Below are 17,099 nucleotides of genomic sequence, written 5' to 3'. Positions count from 1 at the left end.
TATTACGATTTTAATATAATATTTAGAGTATTACATTTTACAAAAAGAAATTCCACACCACTCCAAATCTCACCGTAAAGTCACGATAAGGAGTACGCGGCGCACTGAAGTAATCGTCGCCACTTGCAAATAGTTGATTGAGGTGTTCTAATTTTAGGAAAATACGAGTTTGGCGCACTTTAGCATTTACAAAAAAGTCCACCATAGGAAAGGCTCCTAATTTTTCATCTGTTTGCACCATAAATTCTCCTAGAACTGGATCATAAGCGTCCATAAAATAAGAATCAAAGTACTTTACTGTAATACCTGTTTGCAGTAGTAAGGCATTTTTAAATAATCGGTCTTTATAGTATAAGGAGTTTCTGGTGGTAAAAGTTGGTACATTGATAATGTTCGATCCTTGTGTCACATTTTGAAACATGACCGTATTATCAAGACCAAATTTCCCTAAGAATTTAAAATCCTTGTGAGCTTTTATTTTTAAGTAAGTGATATCATCTGCAGCTTGAAATGGTTTTGCATTATAACCAGTAACTTCACCATTTGTATCCAGTACATCATTTTGCTGGAAATATACTTGATCTTGAATCGTGGTAAATGTAACGTCTAGATCAAAGAACTTATCTGATTGTGCACTAAAGTTGAATTGCTGCTTCTCAATATTATTAAAACTATTTTGCCAGTTATAATTTACATAATCGCTTTGAAATAATAAGTAATTAAAATCTGGCGCTCTTGAACTTATGGCAATTCCAGCTTCTATCTTAAAATCATTAAAATTATATCGAGCGCTACCATTGATATACTGACCATCGAGATCTCCTGCAATGTTTATTCCTGTGTTTGCTTTCACATCAAACTTACCGATACGTTTTTCAAAAGCTCCTTTAAACTGATACAGCTCACCACGCAATCTATTTGTGATAAAGTTTCCAGCTCCTAAATCCAGCGTTCTATTGTAGCCATAATTATATTTTTGACGAGCAACTCCAGCTTTAAAATATCCTAAAATATGATGATCATAAGTCATTCCTGCCTCGATCGCGCCTTCTTCATGATCTGTTTGATCTCTTAAATTTGAACTCACATAAGAATCTCCTAGAAAATCGTTACTTGATTGAGACTCCTCAAAACGATAAAACTTATCTTCATAAAAAGCCGTGTTATAAATACGAGCGCTATAGTATGAGGTAGAATCTTTATCACCCAGAATTTCATAATCATGATTGAGGTAGTAACGTGTTCCTTTTAAAAGACTTATTGCATTTGCAAGATTAGGCTCTAATCTTCCTCGATCCTGTAAATCATCATTTCCAGACACAAAACCTTCCAGCGATTCACTAGTCAATCCACCATTTTCTTGACTTGAAATATCTTGAAATACTGTGTGTAATCGCAATCGGTATTTGTTATTTTTTGAAACGTAATTAGTCGTGAATTTGAAATTCCCAGTACTGGTAAGTGTGTTTACATAATTTCCAGCACTACGCATTCCTTTATAGGATATGGAAAAATTTAATTGAGGCGAAATATTTGAAGTAAACAAGCCATCAAGCTGCTGTCCTTGATTTACTACTGTTTTAAAATATAGTTCTGTAAGTGGTGTAGGTACATGATAATCATAAACATCATCTACCTCTATATAATTAAAATGTTTTGCTCTCGCTCCCATGCGTGGTGAGAGTAAGTCTAGATCAAAGTTTTTACTCAAACTATTATAAGGTCTTCCCACATTATGAAAAGGCATTAATTCAAAGTCATCACGGCGCAGGTAATTGTATTTGTAATCCTTTGCCATGGTTAGTGTAGTATCTACATAAGTAGTGTCACGACTTTGGGAGATAATAAGGTAATCTGTAATAGGTGGTTTTTCTCCTTCAACCGTTAAGTCTTTTTCTTTACCGAATTGCGGTCTGCCACTATTTGTTCCACCTTGCGGAATCTGACCACTTTGAGTAGGTGTAGGCAATTGCGCCCAACCCATTAGAGGTATTAATAAAAAGAGAAAAAAGTATTTATTCATGTGCAAAACAGCTCAAGGAATCAAAAGTAAACATTATAACGCTTTTATAATCGTCCTATTATAGAGAATCTCTTTGTGAACTTGAACTCGAAGCTGAACTTGAAGATGAAATTGAAATCGAAATTGAAATTGAAACTTAAACTTAAACTTAAACTTAAAAGGTAATCATCACTATTGAGACTGTGACTGTAAACTGAGACTGAGACTGTATCTTGCACTTAAAAATATTTCTTCAATAAAATATCATCTCCTCAAATCGACTTACATACATTAAGATAATTACTAAATTGCATCATGCTTTTGAATCAAATTCATCCTAATATCATTGAATGTGGCACAGACGAAGCTGGTCGAGGTTGTCTTTGCGGTCCGGTGACTGCTGCTGCTGTTATTTTACCACCAGGATTTAGAAATGAGCTCTTAGATGATAGTAAGAAGCTTTCGCGAAAGCGTAGATATGAACTCAGAACAATTATAGAAGAACATGCAATTGCCTATCATGTTTCTCATGTGATGATGGAAACCATCGATAAAATAAATATTCTCAACGCCAGCATTCTTGCGATGCACCAAGCTGTTGCAGGACTTCAAGTGACACCACAACATATTGCTGTGGACGGAAATCGCTTTAAACCTTTTCCTGGTATTCCGGCAACAACAGTCATTAAAGGTGATGGAAAATATTTGCATATCGCAGCAGCTTCTATTCTTGCCAAAACGTATCGTGATGATTATATGGAGAAAATATCTCAAGAATATCCACAATATGACTGGCACAAGAATCAAGGATATCCCACCCTCAAGCATCGTGACGCGATAAGAAAACATGGTGCAACGCCATATCATAGAACTACTTTTAAACTATTACCAGAGCAACTTAAACTGGACGTTTAACCTGTTGATATTGTTTCCACTACTTTATAATATTCTTTGTAGTTGTAGAAGATTATCTTTCTATTTTTGTACAAACACTTAAACTATGCGTGGCCTCATTGCCGTTCTATTTCTAAGCTTATTCTTAATAGGTTGCACTGAAGATGCAGCTGTAAATCAGCAAATTCTCAACCGAATTCCTACAGATTCTAAAATAGTCATCGCGACCAGCGATGTCGAGAACTTGAGTGATTTATTATCATCAAGCGCATTATTTAGCAAGATTGAAAATCTAGAACGAGTTCAAGAACTAAAAAAATCAACCGATTTCCTAAACGATTATGATCTTAAAGGAGAAAGTCTTATCGCAATAAGTCCAGAAGGAAAAGATAATATCGCAGTCACACTTATTACTCAAGAGATAGAAAGCAAGCTCATAAGACCTGATAGTATGACAGTTCATACTTATAATAAGGTTACTTATGGAGAAGACAGCTCACACGCAGTTCCATATTATTACATCAATCATAACGGTTTTCATCTTGCTAGCTCATCAAAACTGGTTATAGAAAGCTTGATAAGACGCGATGTTGAGGATTATGTATTTGATTCTCAGTTTGCGTCTATCTATAACCGCACTTCAAAAAGTGATTTGAGTATTTACATTCACGGCGCACAAAAAGACTGGCTCCAGCACTTTTTATTAAAGCAAAAATCTACTTCTTCCAAAGTCCGCGGCAACTGGTTCCAGCTCGAACCTCGCAAAACAGATCATGCTTTTAATATAGATGGAATCTTTACTTATACAGATTCATCTCAGCAATTTCATGCTATTTTTAACAACATTAAAGCTCAAGAAAACAGAGTTCCTGCCATCATTCCAGCATCTGTTAATCAAGCGGTTTTAGTTACTTATAGCGATGTTAATCAACTTCACAAACAAGTAAATGCTTATAACAGCAGCAGCACAAAACTAAATCCAACTTTAAAATTAATTCTTGAAAACAGCACTGAACTCTCGCAAGTAGTATTACCTAAAACCGATGCTCTAGTGTTTTCATTAAAACCTTTTGAAGCCTTATTCATGGACATGGATAGTGCGACGAGCGCAAAATTTGACTATCGTAATTTTACTATTTATGAATTACGTGAACCTGTAAAAACCACAGGGATGCAACCTTTACTACCAGCTGCAGATTATAAATTTCTCACTGTCATTGAAGACTTTTTAATACTATCTACAACCGCTACCGCACCAGAGGAATTCATAGTGAGCTACCAGAACAAATCTTCTCTTTCACAGCAATCATGGTGGGAAGACTTATCGAGTAATATTAGTGATTCCAGCACCTTAATGTATTTCACGAGCTTGAATAATATTCAAGAATCTTCCATGAGTAATGATGATGCCAAAATCGTTAAAAAAATATCGAGCAACGATTTTCCATTTATGGTGAGTCAGTACGTGCATGAAAAAGGATACGCGCATTATCACACGAGTATTCCTCAAGTTGATGGTCGCAATACAGCTGCGGGAATAGTACAATCAGGCTCGTATAAGTCTGCAAGCAAGATTATCGCAGGACCATTTATGTTCCCTAATCACATTACTGGTAAGCACGACGTCGCTTTTCAAGATGCCGATTTTAAATTGCATCTCATTTCAGACACTGGAAAAAAGCACTGGAGCAAGGAACTTGATGCCATAATTTTGGGAGAAATCACTGCAGTTGACGGTTATAAAAACGGCCGTAAACAATTGGCTTTTGCCACCAGCAAATCGATTTATTATCTAGATCGCAATGGTAAAAATGTGAATAAATATCCGCTACAAATTAAAGGTGGCATCACGCAGCCACTAAGCGTTTTTGACTATGATAGTAATCGCAATTACCGTTTTCTAGTCACGCACGGTGATGATTTAACCATGTATGACATCAACGGTAAAGAGGTTAAAGGATTCAAATATAAAAAAGGTAAAGACATTACGAGTCAGCCGCAACATTATAGAGTAGGAAGTCGTGATTATATCGCTTTCGCGAAAGCAGACAAAACCATCTCACTACTCAACAGAACCGCTGGAGTAAGAACTAAAGTAAAAGACAAAGTCGCACTCAACGGAACCATGAGTTTCCAAAAGAATCTCATTAAAATGGTAGATGGAGATAAACTCATTTATCTAAATCCAACCACTGGAAAAGTGACAAATTCAGGTAAAAAAATATCAGATACTCAGCATTACACAGCTTTAGGAGGCGTTGAAATCATACAGACCAATAATAAGCTGGTGCTCAATGGCAAAAGTATTGAATTACCTTATGGTACTTATAATAATGTACAAGTTGATAAATTGCTGCGTGAAGAATTCTTACATCTAATCGACTCTGGTGAGAGCTTAGTTTATGTTCTTGATAAAGGAGGAAATATCTTGAATTCATTTCCAGTTTACGGTAAAGAGAAATCGGCAGTTGCAAGGTCGCAGAGCAACTTTATGGCTACACTTGATGGTGATGATGTGATTATTTATAAGTGGTAATTTTTCTATTAGGCAGTAGGCAAAAATGCTTTCTTAATTCCATTAAGAAATTTAAATTTCATTGTTAAGAGTGATAACTACTAAACAGTCTAACTTAAAATTTAAATCTTTTTATTAACTAAATTTAATTTCAAAATCAGAGATGATTTCTTGAATACATTTCTCTGTAGCTGTGAAATGCTTAGAGTCTTTTAAGATGGTAAGTTTATCCTTATAAATTTGAAATTCACCATCTCGGTACACCTCTGGAATTTGTGGATGCACATAATATTTTCTGCATACTGTTCTGGTATTCCCTAAAGCTTCTGCAGCGCTATCGTAGGCGCTGAGAATGTTTTTATCTGTTTCTTTAATAGTTTCAGGCTCAGGCAACTCTACTAGTTTTTCAAAAAACTCCCGAGTTGCACCCCAAGTTCTAAAGTCTTTGGCACTAAAAATATCACCAGCTATGTCATGCAAATATTCATTAATCATTCCACTATCTATAGATTCATGATGACCGTTTTCATCATAATATTGAAATAATTCCCAACCTGGTATTTCCTCACACTGCTGTATGTGATGTACTAAATCATCATCTTCAATAGATGTTTCTTGAGATACACCTTTCTTTCCTGTAAACGTAAACTTCAATCCTTCATCTGTTTCAGTGACATGTCTGGTCCTTAAAGTTGATAGTCCGTAGGTTTGATTTTTATCTGCATAATACTGATTCCCTACTCTTATATACGTTTGATCCATAATAGATAGTACAAGTGCTAGACATTTTGTTCTAGGCATTCCAGATTGAGCTAGATGTTTCTCTAATCGCTTTCTAATTTTAGGTAATGCGTTTGCAAATGCAATCATTTTAAAAAACTTAGTCTGATTGCGTAGTAGTGACCAGAGATCGTGGTATAAATATACTTTGCGACCTTTATCATCTCGTCCTACTACTTGTAGGTGTCCATTAGGAATTTCGCTTATTCTCACCTCTTGCCACGCTGGCGGAATTACTAGAGACTTAATTCTTTTTATTTGATTTTTATCTTTTAAACGTTCCGTATTATTGATAAGATACGAGTAACCTCTTCCATACTTTTTACGATAAATATTGAGGTTATTATTTTGAATGTAAACAAGATCAGCTAATTGAGCAGCTGCTTCTGGTTGTGTTAAACATTCTCTTATTTGTGCTGGCGATAAAGTCATACCCTAAAAATAGATGGGATATGATTATCAAAAACTTAAATAAATACCAATTAATAGATAATTAGGAAACTAAAGTAGCCTCAAACAACTCTGAGAAATACAATTTAATCTTTTCCTTTACCTCATTCTCATCTACAGGACGCTTGAGCTCAGTCGCAAGTGTTGTAACCGCTTTATCATCAATTCCACAAGGAATGATATGATCAAAATAACCTAAATCTGTATTTACATTAAAAGCAAAACCATGCATAGTTACCCAGCGGCTAGCGCGCACGCCCATGGCGCAAATCTTGCGAGCAAATGGTGTTCCTACATCGAGCCACACTCCAGTTTCTCCTTCACTGCGCTCACCTTTTAAACCATAGTCTGCAAGAATTTTGATGAAAATCTCTTCAAGAAAACGCAGGTATTTATGAATGTCAGTAAAGAAATTCTCGAGATCTAGGATAGGATAACCTACAATTTGTCCTGGTCCGTGATACGTGATATCACCACCACGATTAATTTTATAAAAAGTAGCACCTATCTTTTTAAGCAAATCCTCGTTTGCCAGTAGATTTTCAAAATCACCACTTTTACCTAAGGTATAAACATGATCGTGTTCAACAAAAAGTAAATGATTATCAGTTTCAAGACCAGCATCGTGTCTCCTATTCTTGATTTTTACATCAATAATATCCTTAAAGAGCTGCTCTTGTTCATCCCAAGTATCTTTATAATCCTTGCGACCTAAATCTCTAAACTGAACTTGTTTATTCATAGGACAAAGGTAAAACTTGCAACTATATTACTATCGCAGTTTCCTATTTTAAAAAAGAGAGAAACTTTTTAATTATAAACAATCTCGTTGTCAAGAGCTCTTATTTCAGAAAGACCTAAATCATATCGCTCATCATACAAATCATTATCTACAATATCTTGCCATGGGTTTGCGTCATAGACAGCTTTAGTCACTACAATAAGAGTGAGCTTCTTATCATTTGTAAGCACACCTTCATCTACGGAGTAAAGAAAACTTTGCATAGATGGAATGATTCTATTACTGTTTACAGTTCCAGGATCTTCAAAAGAAGCAATCACAGAATTATCATAATCAAAGGCGATATAGATTTCCTCAGCAGAATTGTTAGTCACATTATAAGTGTTGTAATCTTCTTCCATGGAACAGGAGATGATTGTGACTGCAGTAACAAGTAGTAAAATAAGACGTTTCATGAGTTTTATATTTTGAATTAAATGGGCGTTTATAACACTATAGATGCTCATTCAATCAAAAGGTTGCTTATGAATAAGGGCTTTCTTGTTTATTGAGAATAATAAGTGCTGCAATCACACCAGGGATCCAACCTAGACAGGTTAGGATAAATACAATTAAAATAGATCCACAACCTTTTCCTATCACAGCAAGTGGTGGAAAAATGATTGCAAGTAAAACACGCCAAAAGCTCATATATTTTTAGTCTTTAGTTTTTAAGTCCTTAGTTTTTAGTTAAGCTACGGACCTATTAAATATTTAATAATATGACTGAAATAGAACCAGTTTGTTACAATTATAATTACCATAATTGAAACCATGTAGAATTTCCTATACGTTCTCGAAGCAAAACGTCATTCCGAACGAAGTTTACGTAGTGAAGGAATCTGTTTTATCAAAAACGATATTACCTTCATTTCCAGATCACGTTAAAAATACTAGCCTTGTTCAAACTCATTACAATCGTTCTCGATTTTCTCAGCGGTTCTGTACACACAGATTCCTTCGCACAGCTCGGAATGACGTTTTTCCTCAGTTTCAATTTCATTTTCAAGTTCGAGTTCGAGTTCATTTATTTACCTTTGCAGGCTTAATAAACTAAGACATGAATCCACTTTCTGAACAAGAAATCATACGCCGTGAGAAATTAGGCAAATTGCGTGAGATGGGAATTGATCCTTATCCAGCAGCTTTATATCCTGTAGATAACACATCTGCAAACATAAAAGTAGATTTCAAAGAAGGTAAACAGGTTAACGTCGCAGGACGTCTTATGTCAAGACGTATCGCTGGAGCAGCTTCTTTTGCAGAGCTGCAGGATAGTGAAGGACGTATTCAAGTATATTTTAACCGTGACGAGATCTGTCCTGGAGATGATAAATCTCAGTATAATGATGTTTACAAAAAACTCCTCGACATAGGAGACATTATAGGAATAGAAGGTGAACTTTTTAAAACCCAAGTGGGCGAAATGACCATTATGGTTAAAAAATTCACACTTCTTACCAAGTCTTTAAAACCATTACCATTACCTAAAGTAGATGCAGATGGAAACGTACACGACGGATTTGTAGATCCTGAGATGCGTTATCGCCAGCGCTATGCAGATCTTGTTGTGAATCCGCAAGTGAAGGAAGTTTTTGTGAAACGCACTAAGCTTTTTAATGCGATGCGTAACTTTTTTAACGATCGCGAGTATTTTGAAGTTGAAACTCCTATCCTACAACCTATTCCAGGTGGAGCCGCAGCGCGTCCATTTATTACGCACCACAACTCACTGGATATACCACTTTACATGCGTATCGCAAACGAATTGTACTTGAAGCGACTCATAGTAGGTGGATTTGATGGTGTTTATGAATTCAGTAAAAACTTCCGTAATGAAGGAATGGATCGCACGCATAATCCAGAGTTTACTGCTATGGAAATTTATGTAGCTTATAAAGACTACAACTGGATGATGGACTTTACAGAGAGTTTATTAGAGCACTGTGCGGTAAAGGTGAACGGTAAAACGACGAGCCAGTTTGGTGAGCACACTATTGAGTGGAAAGCACCATATCCTCGCATTACGATGACAGATTCTATTAAGCATTTTACAGGATTTGATATTACTGGAAAAAGTGAGGATGAGTTATACGCTTTCGCGAAAGCGGAAGGAATAGACGTAGATAAGTCCATGGGTAAAGGGAAGTTAATCGACGAGATCTTTGGAGAAAAGTGTGAAGGAAACTACATCCAGCCTACTTTCATCACAGATTATCCTAAGGAAATGTCACCACTTACTAAGGAGCACCGTGATCACCCAGAATTAACGGAGCGATTTGAATTAATGGTGTGTGGTAAAGAAATCGCAAATGCCTACTCAGAGTTAAACGACCCGATCGACCAGCGCGAGCGATTTGAAGCTCAAGTTGCTCTAGGAGATCGTGGAGATGATGAGGCGATGTTTATAGATCAAGATTTCTTGAGAGCGCTAGAATATGGTATGCCGCCTACAAGTGGATTAGGAATAGGAATGGATCGATTGATCATGTTCTTAACTAATAATCCTTCTATTCAAGAAGTATTGTTTTTCCCTCAAATGAAACCTGAGAAAAAAGCGCTTGACCTTACTGAAGATGAAAAAACCGTTTTTGACATTCTTAAAAAAGAATCTCAAATGGACTTGAATGCTTTAAAAAGCCAAGTTGAACTGAGTAATAAAAAATGGGATAAAGCTGTCAAAGGACTTACTGGTAAGAAAATTGCCAAAGTCGAAAAGACAGATGATGGTTTATTTATAAAAACCATTTAAACACTGATTATTAAACACTTAAAAGCCTTTAATTAAATTTAAAGGCTTTTTTTATGCGATTCAATTAAACTTTTTCATCAATCACATAGTCATAGATGTGTAACTTAAAAAAAAGAAAATGAAAAAATTAATTGTAATTATTGCCTTATTGGCAATGACTGTAGCACAAGCTCAAGAAGGTAGAAAAGGTGATCGTGGAGAACGCATGAAAGATGTGAGTCCGCAAGAAATGGCGACTTTTCAATCTAAAAAAATGACACTGGCTCTAGATCTTTCTGACAAGCAAGAAAAAGAAGTTTTTCAAGTGTTGTTAAAAGGTGCAGAAAAAAGAAAAGCAAATAAAATGTCCCGAGAAGATCACGAGAAATTAACTGATGATCAAAAGAAAGCTGCCAAAATAGCCATGATGGATGAGAAAATTGCGATGAAACGCGCTATGAAAAAGATTCTTAATGATGAGCAGTATGCAAAATGGGAAAAGATGATGCACAAAATGAGAGGCAACGATCGCAAAGGAAAAAAGAAACGCAGAGGTAGAAATTAGTATGAATTAGTTTAGTTTTTGGTTAGTTGGAAAGTCCCTATCGTGAGAATGATAGGGACTTTTGCTTTAAATATGTGATTTATTTCTTATTTTTAAATTCTTGAAAAAACAAAACATGAAAAAATTACTTTTTATAATAGCGATTGCTACTGCAGGAATAGGTTATGCACAAGCTCCTCAAATCACTCAAGCTCAATTAGAAAATAGCCGTGTGATTAAAGAAAAAACAGAGAAATTTGAATCTATTGTGAATCAAAAAGTAGATCAAATAATGTCTCTAGGTAACGTAGATGCAAAAAACAGAGATACTTTATATGAACTAGTTCATAATAAAGAATCACAAACGGCATCTATCGAGAGAGAAGACATTACAGCTGTTATGAAGCAGTCTAAGATTAATGATGTAAGAGACGCTTTTGAAACTCAATTAAAACAGTTTCTAGGAGAAGATAAATATGCGATGGTTCAAAACGCAATTAGTCCTAAGTAGTTTTAAAAACTATAAATTATATAAAATCCGTTTCTTAAAAGAAACGGATTTTTTTTATGAGTTGATTTGAGGTTTGACCATACGCTTCCGCGAAAGCGTAATTATATTACCACTCTGCCACTACTTCTCTACTGGCCTCAATAGTATTATCGATATCTTGATTACTCAACGCGTCATTCAAGAAATAACTTTCAAAAGCACTAGGCGGCAAGTAAATACCACGATTTAAAAGTCCATGGAAAAATTTCTTAAACCATTCATTATTTCCCGTGGCAGCACTTGCAAAGTCAACTACTGGTTGATCTGTAAAGTGAACTGACATCATAGAACCATATCTATTGATTTGATAAGGCATTCCTTTCTCGCTTAAAACAGCATCAATTCCTTTATGAAGACGTTCTGTTTTTTGAGCTAGGCTGGTGAAAATATCTGGATTGTTCTGTAAATGAGATAGCATGGCAATACCAGCACTCATCGCCAGCGGATTTCCACTCAAAGTTCCTGCTTGATAAACAGGACCAAGTGGTGCTAAATGATTCATGATTTCTTGACGAGCGGCAAATGCTCCTACGGGCAATCCACCACCGATGACTTTACCATATGTAACGATATCTGCCTTTACACCAGTTGTTTCTTGCGCACCACCAGAGGCAAGCCTGAAACCAGTCATGACTTCATCAAATATGAAAAGCGCGCCGTTTTCATCACATAATTTTCTTATTCCTTCTAGAAATCCATCTTGCGGAACGATACAACCCATGTTTCCAGCAATAGGCTCTATAATTACACATGCGATCTCGCCTTTATTGAGTTTAAAAATCTCAGCTACTTGATCTAGATTATTATAGGCTGCGAGTAAAGTATCTTTGGCCGTTCCTTGAGTCACACCAGGACTATTAGGACTACCGAAGGTTACCGCACCACTTCCAGCTTGTATTAAAAATGAATCACTGTGACCATGATAACAGCCAGCAAACTTGATGATTTTATCACGTCCAGTAAATCCACGAGCTAAGCGCACTGCGCTCATACAGGCCTCAGTTCCAGAATTAACCATACGTATTTGGTCCACGTTAGGCGCCATAGAAACAGCGAGTTCTGCAATTTTAGTTTCTAGTTTTGTAGGCATTCCATAAGAAGTGCCTTTGTCTGCAGCGGCTTTTACAGCGTCTATGACTGGTTCAAATGCGTGACCTAAAATCATAGGTCCCCATGACGCTATATAATCGATGATTTTATTTCCATCTACGTCATAGAGATAAGCTCCTTTTGCATGATCTACAAATACTGGAGAACCACCTACGGCATTAAATGCTCTTACTGGAGAGTTTACTCCACCAGGTATAACTTGCTGTGCTGCTTTAAAAAGCGCACTACTACGTTGATAATTAAATGACATGAAAAATCTTTAAATTTTGGATTTTACGATAAGCACTTGACCTATACTTAAATCTGTAGACGTTAAATTATTATATGCTTTCAATTGGTCTACTGTTATATTATATTTTCTAGAGATGCTATATAAAGTATCACCAGCTTTCACGATATGACGTTCAGTTGTGGATTCTACTTCACTGTTCTCAATAGGTTTTGAAACTGGTTTTCCTAAAACCATAGCGTCATACTGATACAACTCATAGCGTTCAATAAGGCTTATTAATTTTTGTGGATATTTTTTATCTGTAGCATATCCTGCTTTGCGCAATCCTTTTGCCCAGGCTTTATAATCGTCTTGATCTAGTTGAAATAAACCAGCATACCTTTTACGTTGCGTTAAAAATAAAGAATGATCACGATAAGAATAATCGGGAGAAACGTACTTTCTAAAACACTCTTGATCTTCATCATCATCGTGATAGATGCGCTCACCAGTCCATGCGGTGTGACACTTAATCCCAAAGTGGTTATTTGCCTCAACAGATAATCTTCCAAATCCAGATCCACTTTCTAGAATACCTTGTGCTAGCGTTATACTTGCAGGAATTTTATAGAGCTGCATTTCCTTCATGGCAACATCTTTAAATTGAGCTACATAGTTGGCAACTTTATCTCCACTGCTCGGTTTCACCGTTTCAGTGACTTTATCTTTTTCCGCATTAGGAACTGTAGTTACTTGAGGTTTCTTAGTACGATTATCAACTCGAGAAGTTGTTTTTTTATCACGCTTTTTAGTAGTGACAACTTTTTTATTTGAGCCACAAGAAGCTACAAATAATGCGATAAGAGCGATGTATAGTAATGACTTAAATCTCATGGATATAATCTAAGGTAATTTTTCCTTTCTTTTCCAGCAAAGCGTTGTATCCAGCGATACTTTGCAATCCACCGGTATGAATGGCTAAAATACGAGTTTCTCCAGTAATAACGCCAGTCTTAACAAGATGTTCTAATCGGTACATCATTTTTCCTGTATAAATAGGTTCCAGTGGAATTCCTCCAGGATTTTCTGGGGTTACACTAGAGTTTATGCTGAGCTCAGCCGAAGTACGAAAGCGTCCATTCATAAACTTAATCAATCCATCACTAGATTTTGCATAACCACCAAATCTGTTCTCATCAAAGACCATAAAATTTTCACGATCTGTAAAACGAGCTATCTCGTCAAACATAAAATCTCCTTTTAAAGCTGAGAAGACCAAAACTTTCTGATGTGGTGCGGCACTATTGATTATTCCGGCAGCAGTTCCGCCAGTTCCTGCAGCGACGCATATATAGTCGTAATATTCTTTATCGGTATCAGTTAAAATTTCTTCAGTTCCTTTAACTGCAAGCGCATTAGTTCCACCTTCTGGGATGTTATAAAAAGAACCAAATTCTTCTCCTAAAGCTTCTTGGAAAGCAGCCGTGTTTTTATCTCTGTAAGCGGAACGAGATACAAATTTGAACTGCATGCCTAGTGCCTGAGCGGTTTTTAAAGTTTGGTTGTTTTTTAAAGTTTTTTCAAGATTTGATCCTAGTTCATCTCCTCTTATTATACCTATAGTTTTAAAACCGCAAATATTTCCTGCAGCCGCTGTTGCAGCAATGTGATTAGAATATGCGCCTCCATAAGTAAGTATGGTCTTGTGTTTTAAGTTTTGGGCTTCGAGGATGTTGTATTTGAGTTTACGCAATTTGTTTCCAGACACTTGATCATGCAACAAATCGTCTCGCTTCATATCTACAGTAATCGCACCATCATTATAATTACGAAATGGCTGATTTATGGCTTTTTTTACCTCAAAAAGACTCATAATCTATACTTTTTTGAGTAAAACCGTGTAAAATTCCACATTTTACGATGTTTTAAATATTCCATATCACACTCCATCGCATAAGCCTCACGTTCAAAAACGATGTTGCGATATGCGCGATCATGATTGTATTTTAACCTGAGGATTAAATACTCTATTCCATACCACAAGAAAAATAGAAGTAACAGCATTTCTAATTGTTGCCTCGCATGAATGCGCTCATGGTTCATAAAGGTTGCGTCCTTGCAAAAGTTCTTATTCTGCACAAATAAGAACGGCCATATAACCATACCATTAACCCATTTAAAGATGGAGACTTGTTTTATAAACATGATGTAAAAATAATACTTCTACCACGTCATTCCTTTAAAGACCGCAAACTCTGTCGTATTTTTATAGCAATGAAAAAAATCATTCCCGTAGAAGAAGGCGACTATTATTTGACACCTCAAGGTTACCGCTGTTTTACAGAGCAATATCACTTGAAACGTGGTTATTGCTGTAAAAGTGGTTGCCGCCATTGTCCTTACGGTTATGATAAATCGTCAGATACTATTAAAAAAAAAGCATGATTGATACAGCTAAAAACCATAAGGAGTCGTCCTGCCTGCCGGCAGGCAGGTTTCGCGACAGCATAAAACAAGGAATTCCAGATACGTTACCAGCACCTCACGTTTATAATCCTAATGTAAATCACGCTCCTAAACGCAAAAAAATTCTTTCTCCAGAAGAAGAAGAACTAGCGCTGCGTAATGCCTTACGTTATTTTGAACCGAAACATCATGCGACTTTACTTCCAGAATTCAAAAAAGAACTGGAAAATTATGGTCGTATTTATATGTACCGTTTCATGCCCGATTATGAAATAAAGGCGCGTAATATTGAGGATTATCCACATAAATCTAAGCAGGCTGCTGCAATCATGTTAATGATTCAAAACAATCTGGATCATGCTGTTGCGCAACATCCACATGAATTGATTACTTATGGTGGTAATGGTGGCGTGTTCTCAAACTGGGCACAGTATTTACTTACCATGAAATACCTGAGTGAAATGACCGATGAGCAAACTCTTGCCATGTATAGTGGTCATCCTATGGGATTATTTCCTTCTCATAAAGGCGCACCACGTTGTGTAGTCACTAACGGAATGATGATTCCTAACTACTCACAACCTGATGATTGGGAGAAATTTAATGCGCTAGGCGTGACACAATATGGGCAAATGACTGCTGGTTCTTATATGTATATAGGACCGCAAGGAATAGTTCATGGAACGACGATTACTGTGTTGAACGCATTTAGAAAAATCAAAAAGGAACCTACGGGAAATATATTTGTTACCTCGGGACTAGGTGGAATGAGCGGCGCACAGCCTAAAGCAGGAAACATTGCAGGCTGTATAACCATTTGTGCAGAGATGAATCCTAAAGCTGTTCACACTAGACATTCTCAAGGTTGGGTAGATGTGGTGATTAAGAATACAACAGATTTAGTTGAGCGCGTACGACGTGCTCAAGAACATAAAGAAACGGTTTCCATCGCTTATGAAGGCAACATAGTACATGTATGGGAAACACTTTATGAAGCAAATATTCATGTTTCCATAGGTAGTGATCAGACTAGTTTACATAATCCATGGGCTGGTGGCTATTATCCAGTAGATCTTTCTTTTGAAGAATCTAACGAGATGATGAGCAATCGACCTGAGGAGTTTAAAAAAGAAGTGCAACGCTCTTTACGTAGACATGTAGATGCCATAAATAAACATACTGATAAGGGAACGTATTTCTTTGATTATGGAAATGCTTTCCTACTAGAATCCAGCCGTGCCGATGCTGATATTGCTGGCGACGGAAAGGAATTCCGTTATCCATCTTATGTTCAGGATATTATGGGACCTATGTGTTTTGACTATGGTTTTGGTCCATTTAGATGGGTTTGTGGTTCAAACAATCCAGAGGATCTTAAGAAAACAGATCAAATTGCGACTGACGTATTAGAAAAATTATCTCAAGACGCACCAGAACGCATCCAGCAACAAATGCAGGATAATATCAAGTGGATTAAAGGAGCTCAAGAAAATAAACTCGTTGTAGGTTCTCAAGCCCGTATCCTTTATGCCGATGCTCAAGGACGTATTGAAATCGCAAGAGCATTTAATAAAGCGATAAAAGCTGGAGAAATAGGACCAGTAATTCTAGGACGCGATCATCATGACGTCTCGGGAACAGATTCACCATATCGTGAAACTTCAAATATTTATGACGGTTCTCGTTTCACGGCAGATATGGCGATACAGAACGTGATAGGTGACAGCTTCCGTGGAGCAACTTGGGTATCTATTCACAATGGTGGTGGTGTAGGTTGGGGCGAGGTAATTAATGGTGGTTTTGGTATGCTTATTGATGGTACTATAGAAGCAGAACAAAAGTTAGAATCCATGTTATTTTGGGATGTAAATAACGGTATTGCTCGTCGCAACTGGGCGAGAAATGAAAATGCTGTTTTTGCAATTCAACGAGCCATGGAAATGAATCCGCAGCTGCAAGTCACTATACCACACAGTGTAAGTGATGATTTAATGAAATAAGTTGAATTATTTTTGTTGAAAGTGTAGAGTAATTACGCTTTCGCGAAAGCGTATTAAAAAAATCC

The 17,099-nt window shown here is 36.5% G+C and carries 16 protein-coding genes; 7 read left to right on the top strand and 9 right to left on the bottom strand.

Annotation, left to right across the window (positions count from 1 at the left end; translation table 11 throughout):
* Nucleotides 1-37 precede the first annotated feature (37 nt).
* Entirely contained in the window at nucleotides 38-2,023 is a 1,986-nt protein-coding gene (locus ACSHWW_RS12605) for a putative porin (RefSeq protein WP_435682820.1), read from the bottom strand.
* Nucleotides 2,024-2,317: 294 nt separating this feature from the next.
* On the opposite strand from ACSHWW_RS12605, the gene ACSHWW_RS12600 reads away from it, so the two are divergent.
* Both ACSHWW_RS12600 and ACSHWW_RS12595 read left to right on the top strand, forming a co-directional pair.
* Nucleotides 2,318-2,917 carry a ribonuclease HII gene (locus ACSHWW_RS12600; protein ID WP_435682819.1) on the top strand — a complete coding sequence of 200 codons (600 nt, stop codon included), beginning with the start codon at nucleotides 2,318-2,320 and terminating at the stop codon, nucleotides 2,915-2,917.
* A gap of 85 nt (nucleotides 2,918-3,002) precedes the next feature.
* A complete protein-coding gene (locus tag ACSHWW_RS12595) occupies nucleotides 3,003-5,432 on the top strand; it encodes a hypothetical protein (protein WP_435682818.1) in 2,430 nt (809 codons plus the stop codon).
* A gap of 114 nt (nucleotides 5,433-5,546) precedes the next feature.
* Here the strand turns inward: ACSHWW_RS12595 and ACSHWW_RS12590 are convergent, their stop codons facing one another.
* The 4 genes from ACSHWW_RS12590 to ACSHWW_RS12575 form a co-directional block, all read right to left on the bottom strand.
* Entirely contained in the window at nucleotides 5,547-6,623 is a 1,077-nt protein-coding gene (locus tag ACSHWW_RS12590) for a DNA topoisomerase IB (RefSeq protein WP_435682817.1), read from the bottom strand.
* Nucleotides 6,624-6,684: 61 nt separating this feature from the next.
* Nucleotides 6,685-7,383: a lipoyl(octanoyl) transferase LipB gene (gene lipB / locus ACSHWW_RS12585; RefSeq protein WP_435682816.1), complete on the bottom strand. Its 699-nt coding sequence runs from the start codon at nucleotides 7,381-7,383 to the stop codon at nucleotides 6,685-6,687.
* Nucleotides 7,384-7,451: 68 nt separating this feature from the next.
* Nucleotides 7,452-7,838, bottom strand: coding sequence for a hypothetical protein (locus ACSHWW_RS12580; protein ID WP_435682815.1), 387 nt, complete (start codon nucleotides 7,836-7,838; stop codon nucleotides 7,452-7,454).
* A gap of 67 nt (nucleotides 7,839-7,905) precedes the next feature.
* Nucleotides 7,906-8,073, bottom strand: a complete 168-nt coding sequence (locus ACSHWW_RS12575; RefSeq protein WP_435682814.1) for a YqaE/Pmp3 family membrane protein — start codon at nucleotides 8,071-8,073, stop codon at nucleotides 7,906-7,908.
* 409 nt (nucleotides 8,074-8,482) lie between these two features.
* On the opposite strand from ACSHWW_RS12575, the gene lysS reads away from it, so the two are divergent.
* The 3 genes from lysS (at nucleotide 8,483) to ACSHWW_RS12560 (ending at nucleotide 11,208) form a co-directional block, all read left to right on the top strand.
* On the top strand, nucleotides 8,483-10,174 hold the full coding sequence (gene lysS / locus ACSHWW_RS12570; protein ID WP_435682813.1) for a lysine--tRNA ligase: 1,692 nt from the start codon (nucleotides 8,483-8,485) through the stop codon (nucleotides 10,172-10,174).
* 118 nt (nucleotides 10,175-10,292) lie between these two features.
* Nucleotides 10,293-10,718, top strand: a complete 426-nt coding sequence (locus ACSHWW_RS12565) for a hypothetical protein (RefSeq protein WP_435682812.1) — start codon at nucleotides 10,293-10,295, stop codon at nucleotides 10,716-10,718.
* Nucleotides 10,719-10,833: 115 nt separating this feature from the next.
* Complete coding sequence (locus tag ACSHWW_RS12560; protein WP_435682811.1) at nucleotides 10,834-11,208, top strand: hypothetical protein; 375 nt, start codon at nucleotides 10,834-10,836, stop codon at nucleotides 11,206-11,208.
* A 106-nt stretch (nucleotides 11,209-11,314) separates the two neighbouring features.
* Here ACSHWW_RS12560 and hemL read toward each other — a convergent pair whose 3' ends face one another.
* Genes hemL through ACSHWW_RS12540 form a run of 4 tightly spaced genes read right to left on the bottom strand, consistent with a single transcriptional unit; the run spans nucleotide 11,315 to nucleotide 14,773 of the window.
* The gene (gene hemL / locus ACSHWW_RS12555) at nucleotides 11,315-12,607 is read right to left on the bottom strand and encodes a glutamate-1-semialdehyde 2,1-aminomutase (protein WP_435682810.1); all 1,293 of its coding nucleotides are present in this window, start codon (nucleotides 12,605-12,607) and stop codon (nucleotides 11,315-11,317) included.
* Between the two features lie 9 nt (nucleotides 12,608-12,616).
* Nucleotides 12,617-13,462 (bottom strand): glucosaminidase domain-containing protein, encoded by an 846-nt coding sequence (locus ACSHWW_RS12550; protein ID WP_435682809.1) that lies wholly within the window; start codon nucleotides 13,460-13,462, stop codon nucleotides 12,617-12,619.
* Nucleotides 13,452-14,441, bottom strand: coding sequence for a 1-aminocyclopropane-1-carboxylate deaminase/D-cysteine desulfhydrase (locus ACSHWW_RS12545; protein ID WP_435682808.1), 990 nt, complete (start codon nucleotides 14,439-14,441; stop codon nucleotides 13,452-13,454). Before ACSHWW_RS12545 ends, ACSHWW_RS12550 begins: the two co-directional genes overlap by 11 nt.
* Nucleotides 14,438-14,773, bottom strand: a complete 336-nt coding sequence (locus ACSHWW_RS12540) for a hypothetical protein (protein ID WP_435682807.1) — start codon at nucleotides 14,771-14,773, stop codon at nucleotides 14,438-14,440. Before ACSHWW_RS12540 ends, ACSHWW_RS12545 begins: the two co-directional genes overlap by 4 nt.
* A gap of 69 nt (nucleotides 14,774-14,842) precedes the next feature.
* On the opposite strand from ACSHWW_RS12540, the gene ACSHWW_RS12535 reads away from it, so the two are divergent.
* Entirely contained in the window at nucleotides 14,843-15,013 is a 171-nt protein-coding gene (locus tag ACSHWW_RS12535; RefSeq protein ID WP_435682806.1) for a DUF5522 domain-containing protein, read from the top strand.
* Complete coding sequence (locus ACSHWW_RS12530) at nucleotides 15,010-17,034, top strand: urocanate hydratase (RefSeq protein ID WP_435682805.1); 2,025 nt, start codon at nucleotides 15,010-15,012, stop codon at nucleotides 17,032-17,034. Before ACSHWW_RS12535 ends, ACSHWW_RS12530 begins: the two co-directional genes overlap by 4 nt.
* The last annotated feature ends 65 nt before the right edge of the window (nucleotides 17,035-17,099 follow it).

The organism is Nonlabens sp. (assembly GCF_051251825.1).
Taxonomy (GTDB): domain Bacteria; phylum Bacteroidota; class Bacteroidia; order Flavobacteriales; family Flavobacteriaceae; genus Nonlabens.
Note: the sequence above shows the minus strand (reverse complement) of the source record. Positions and strands in the feature narration are given on the sequence as shown.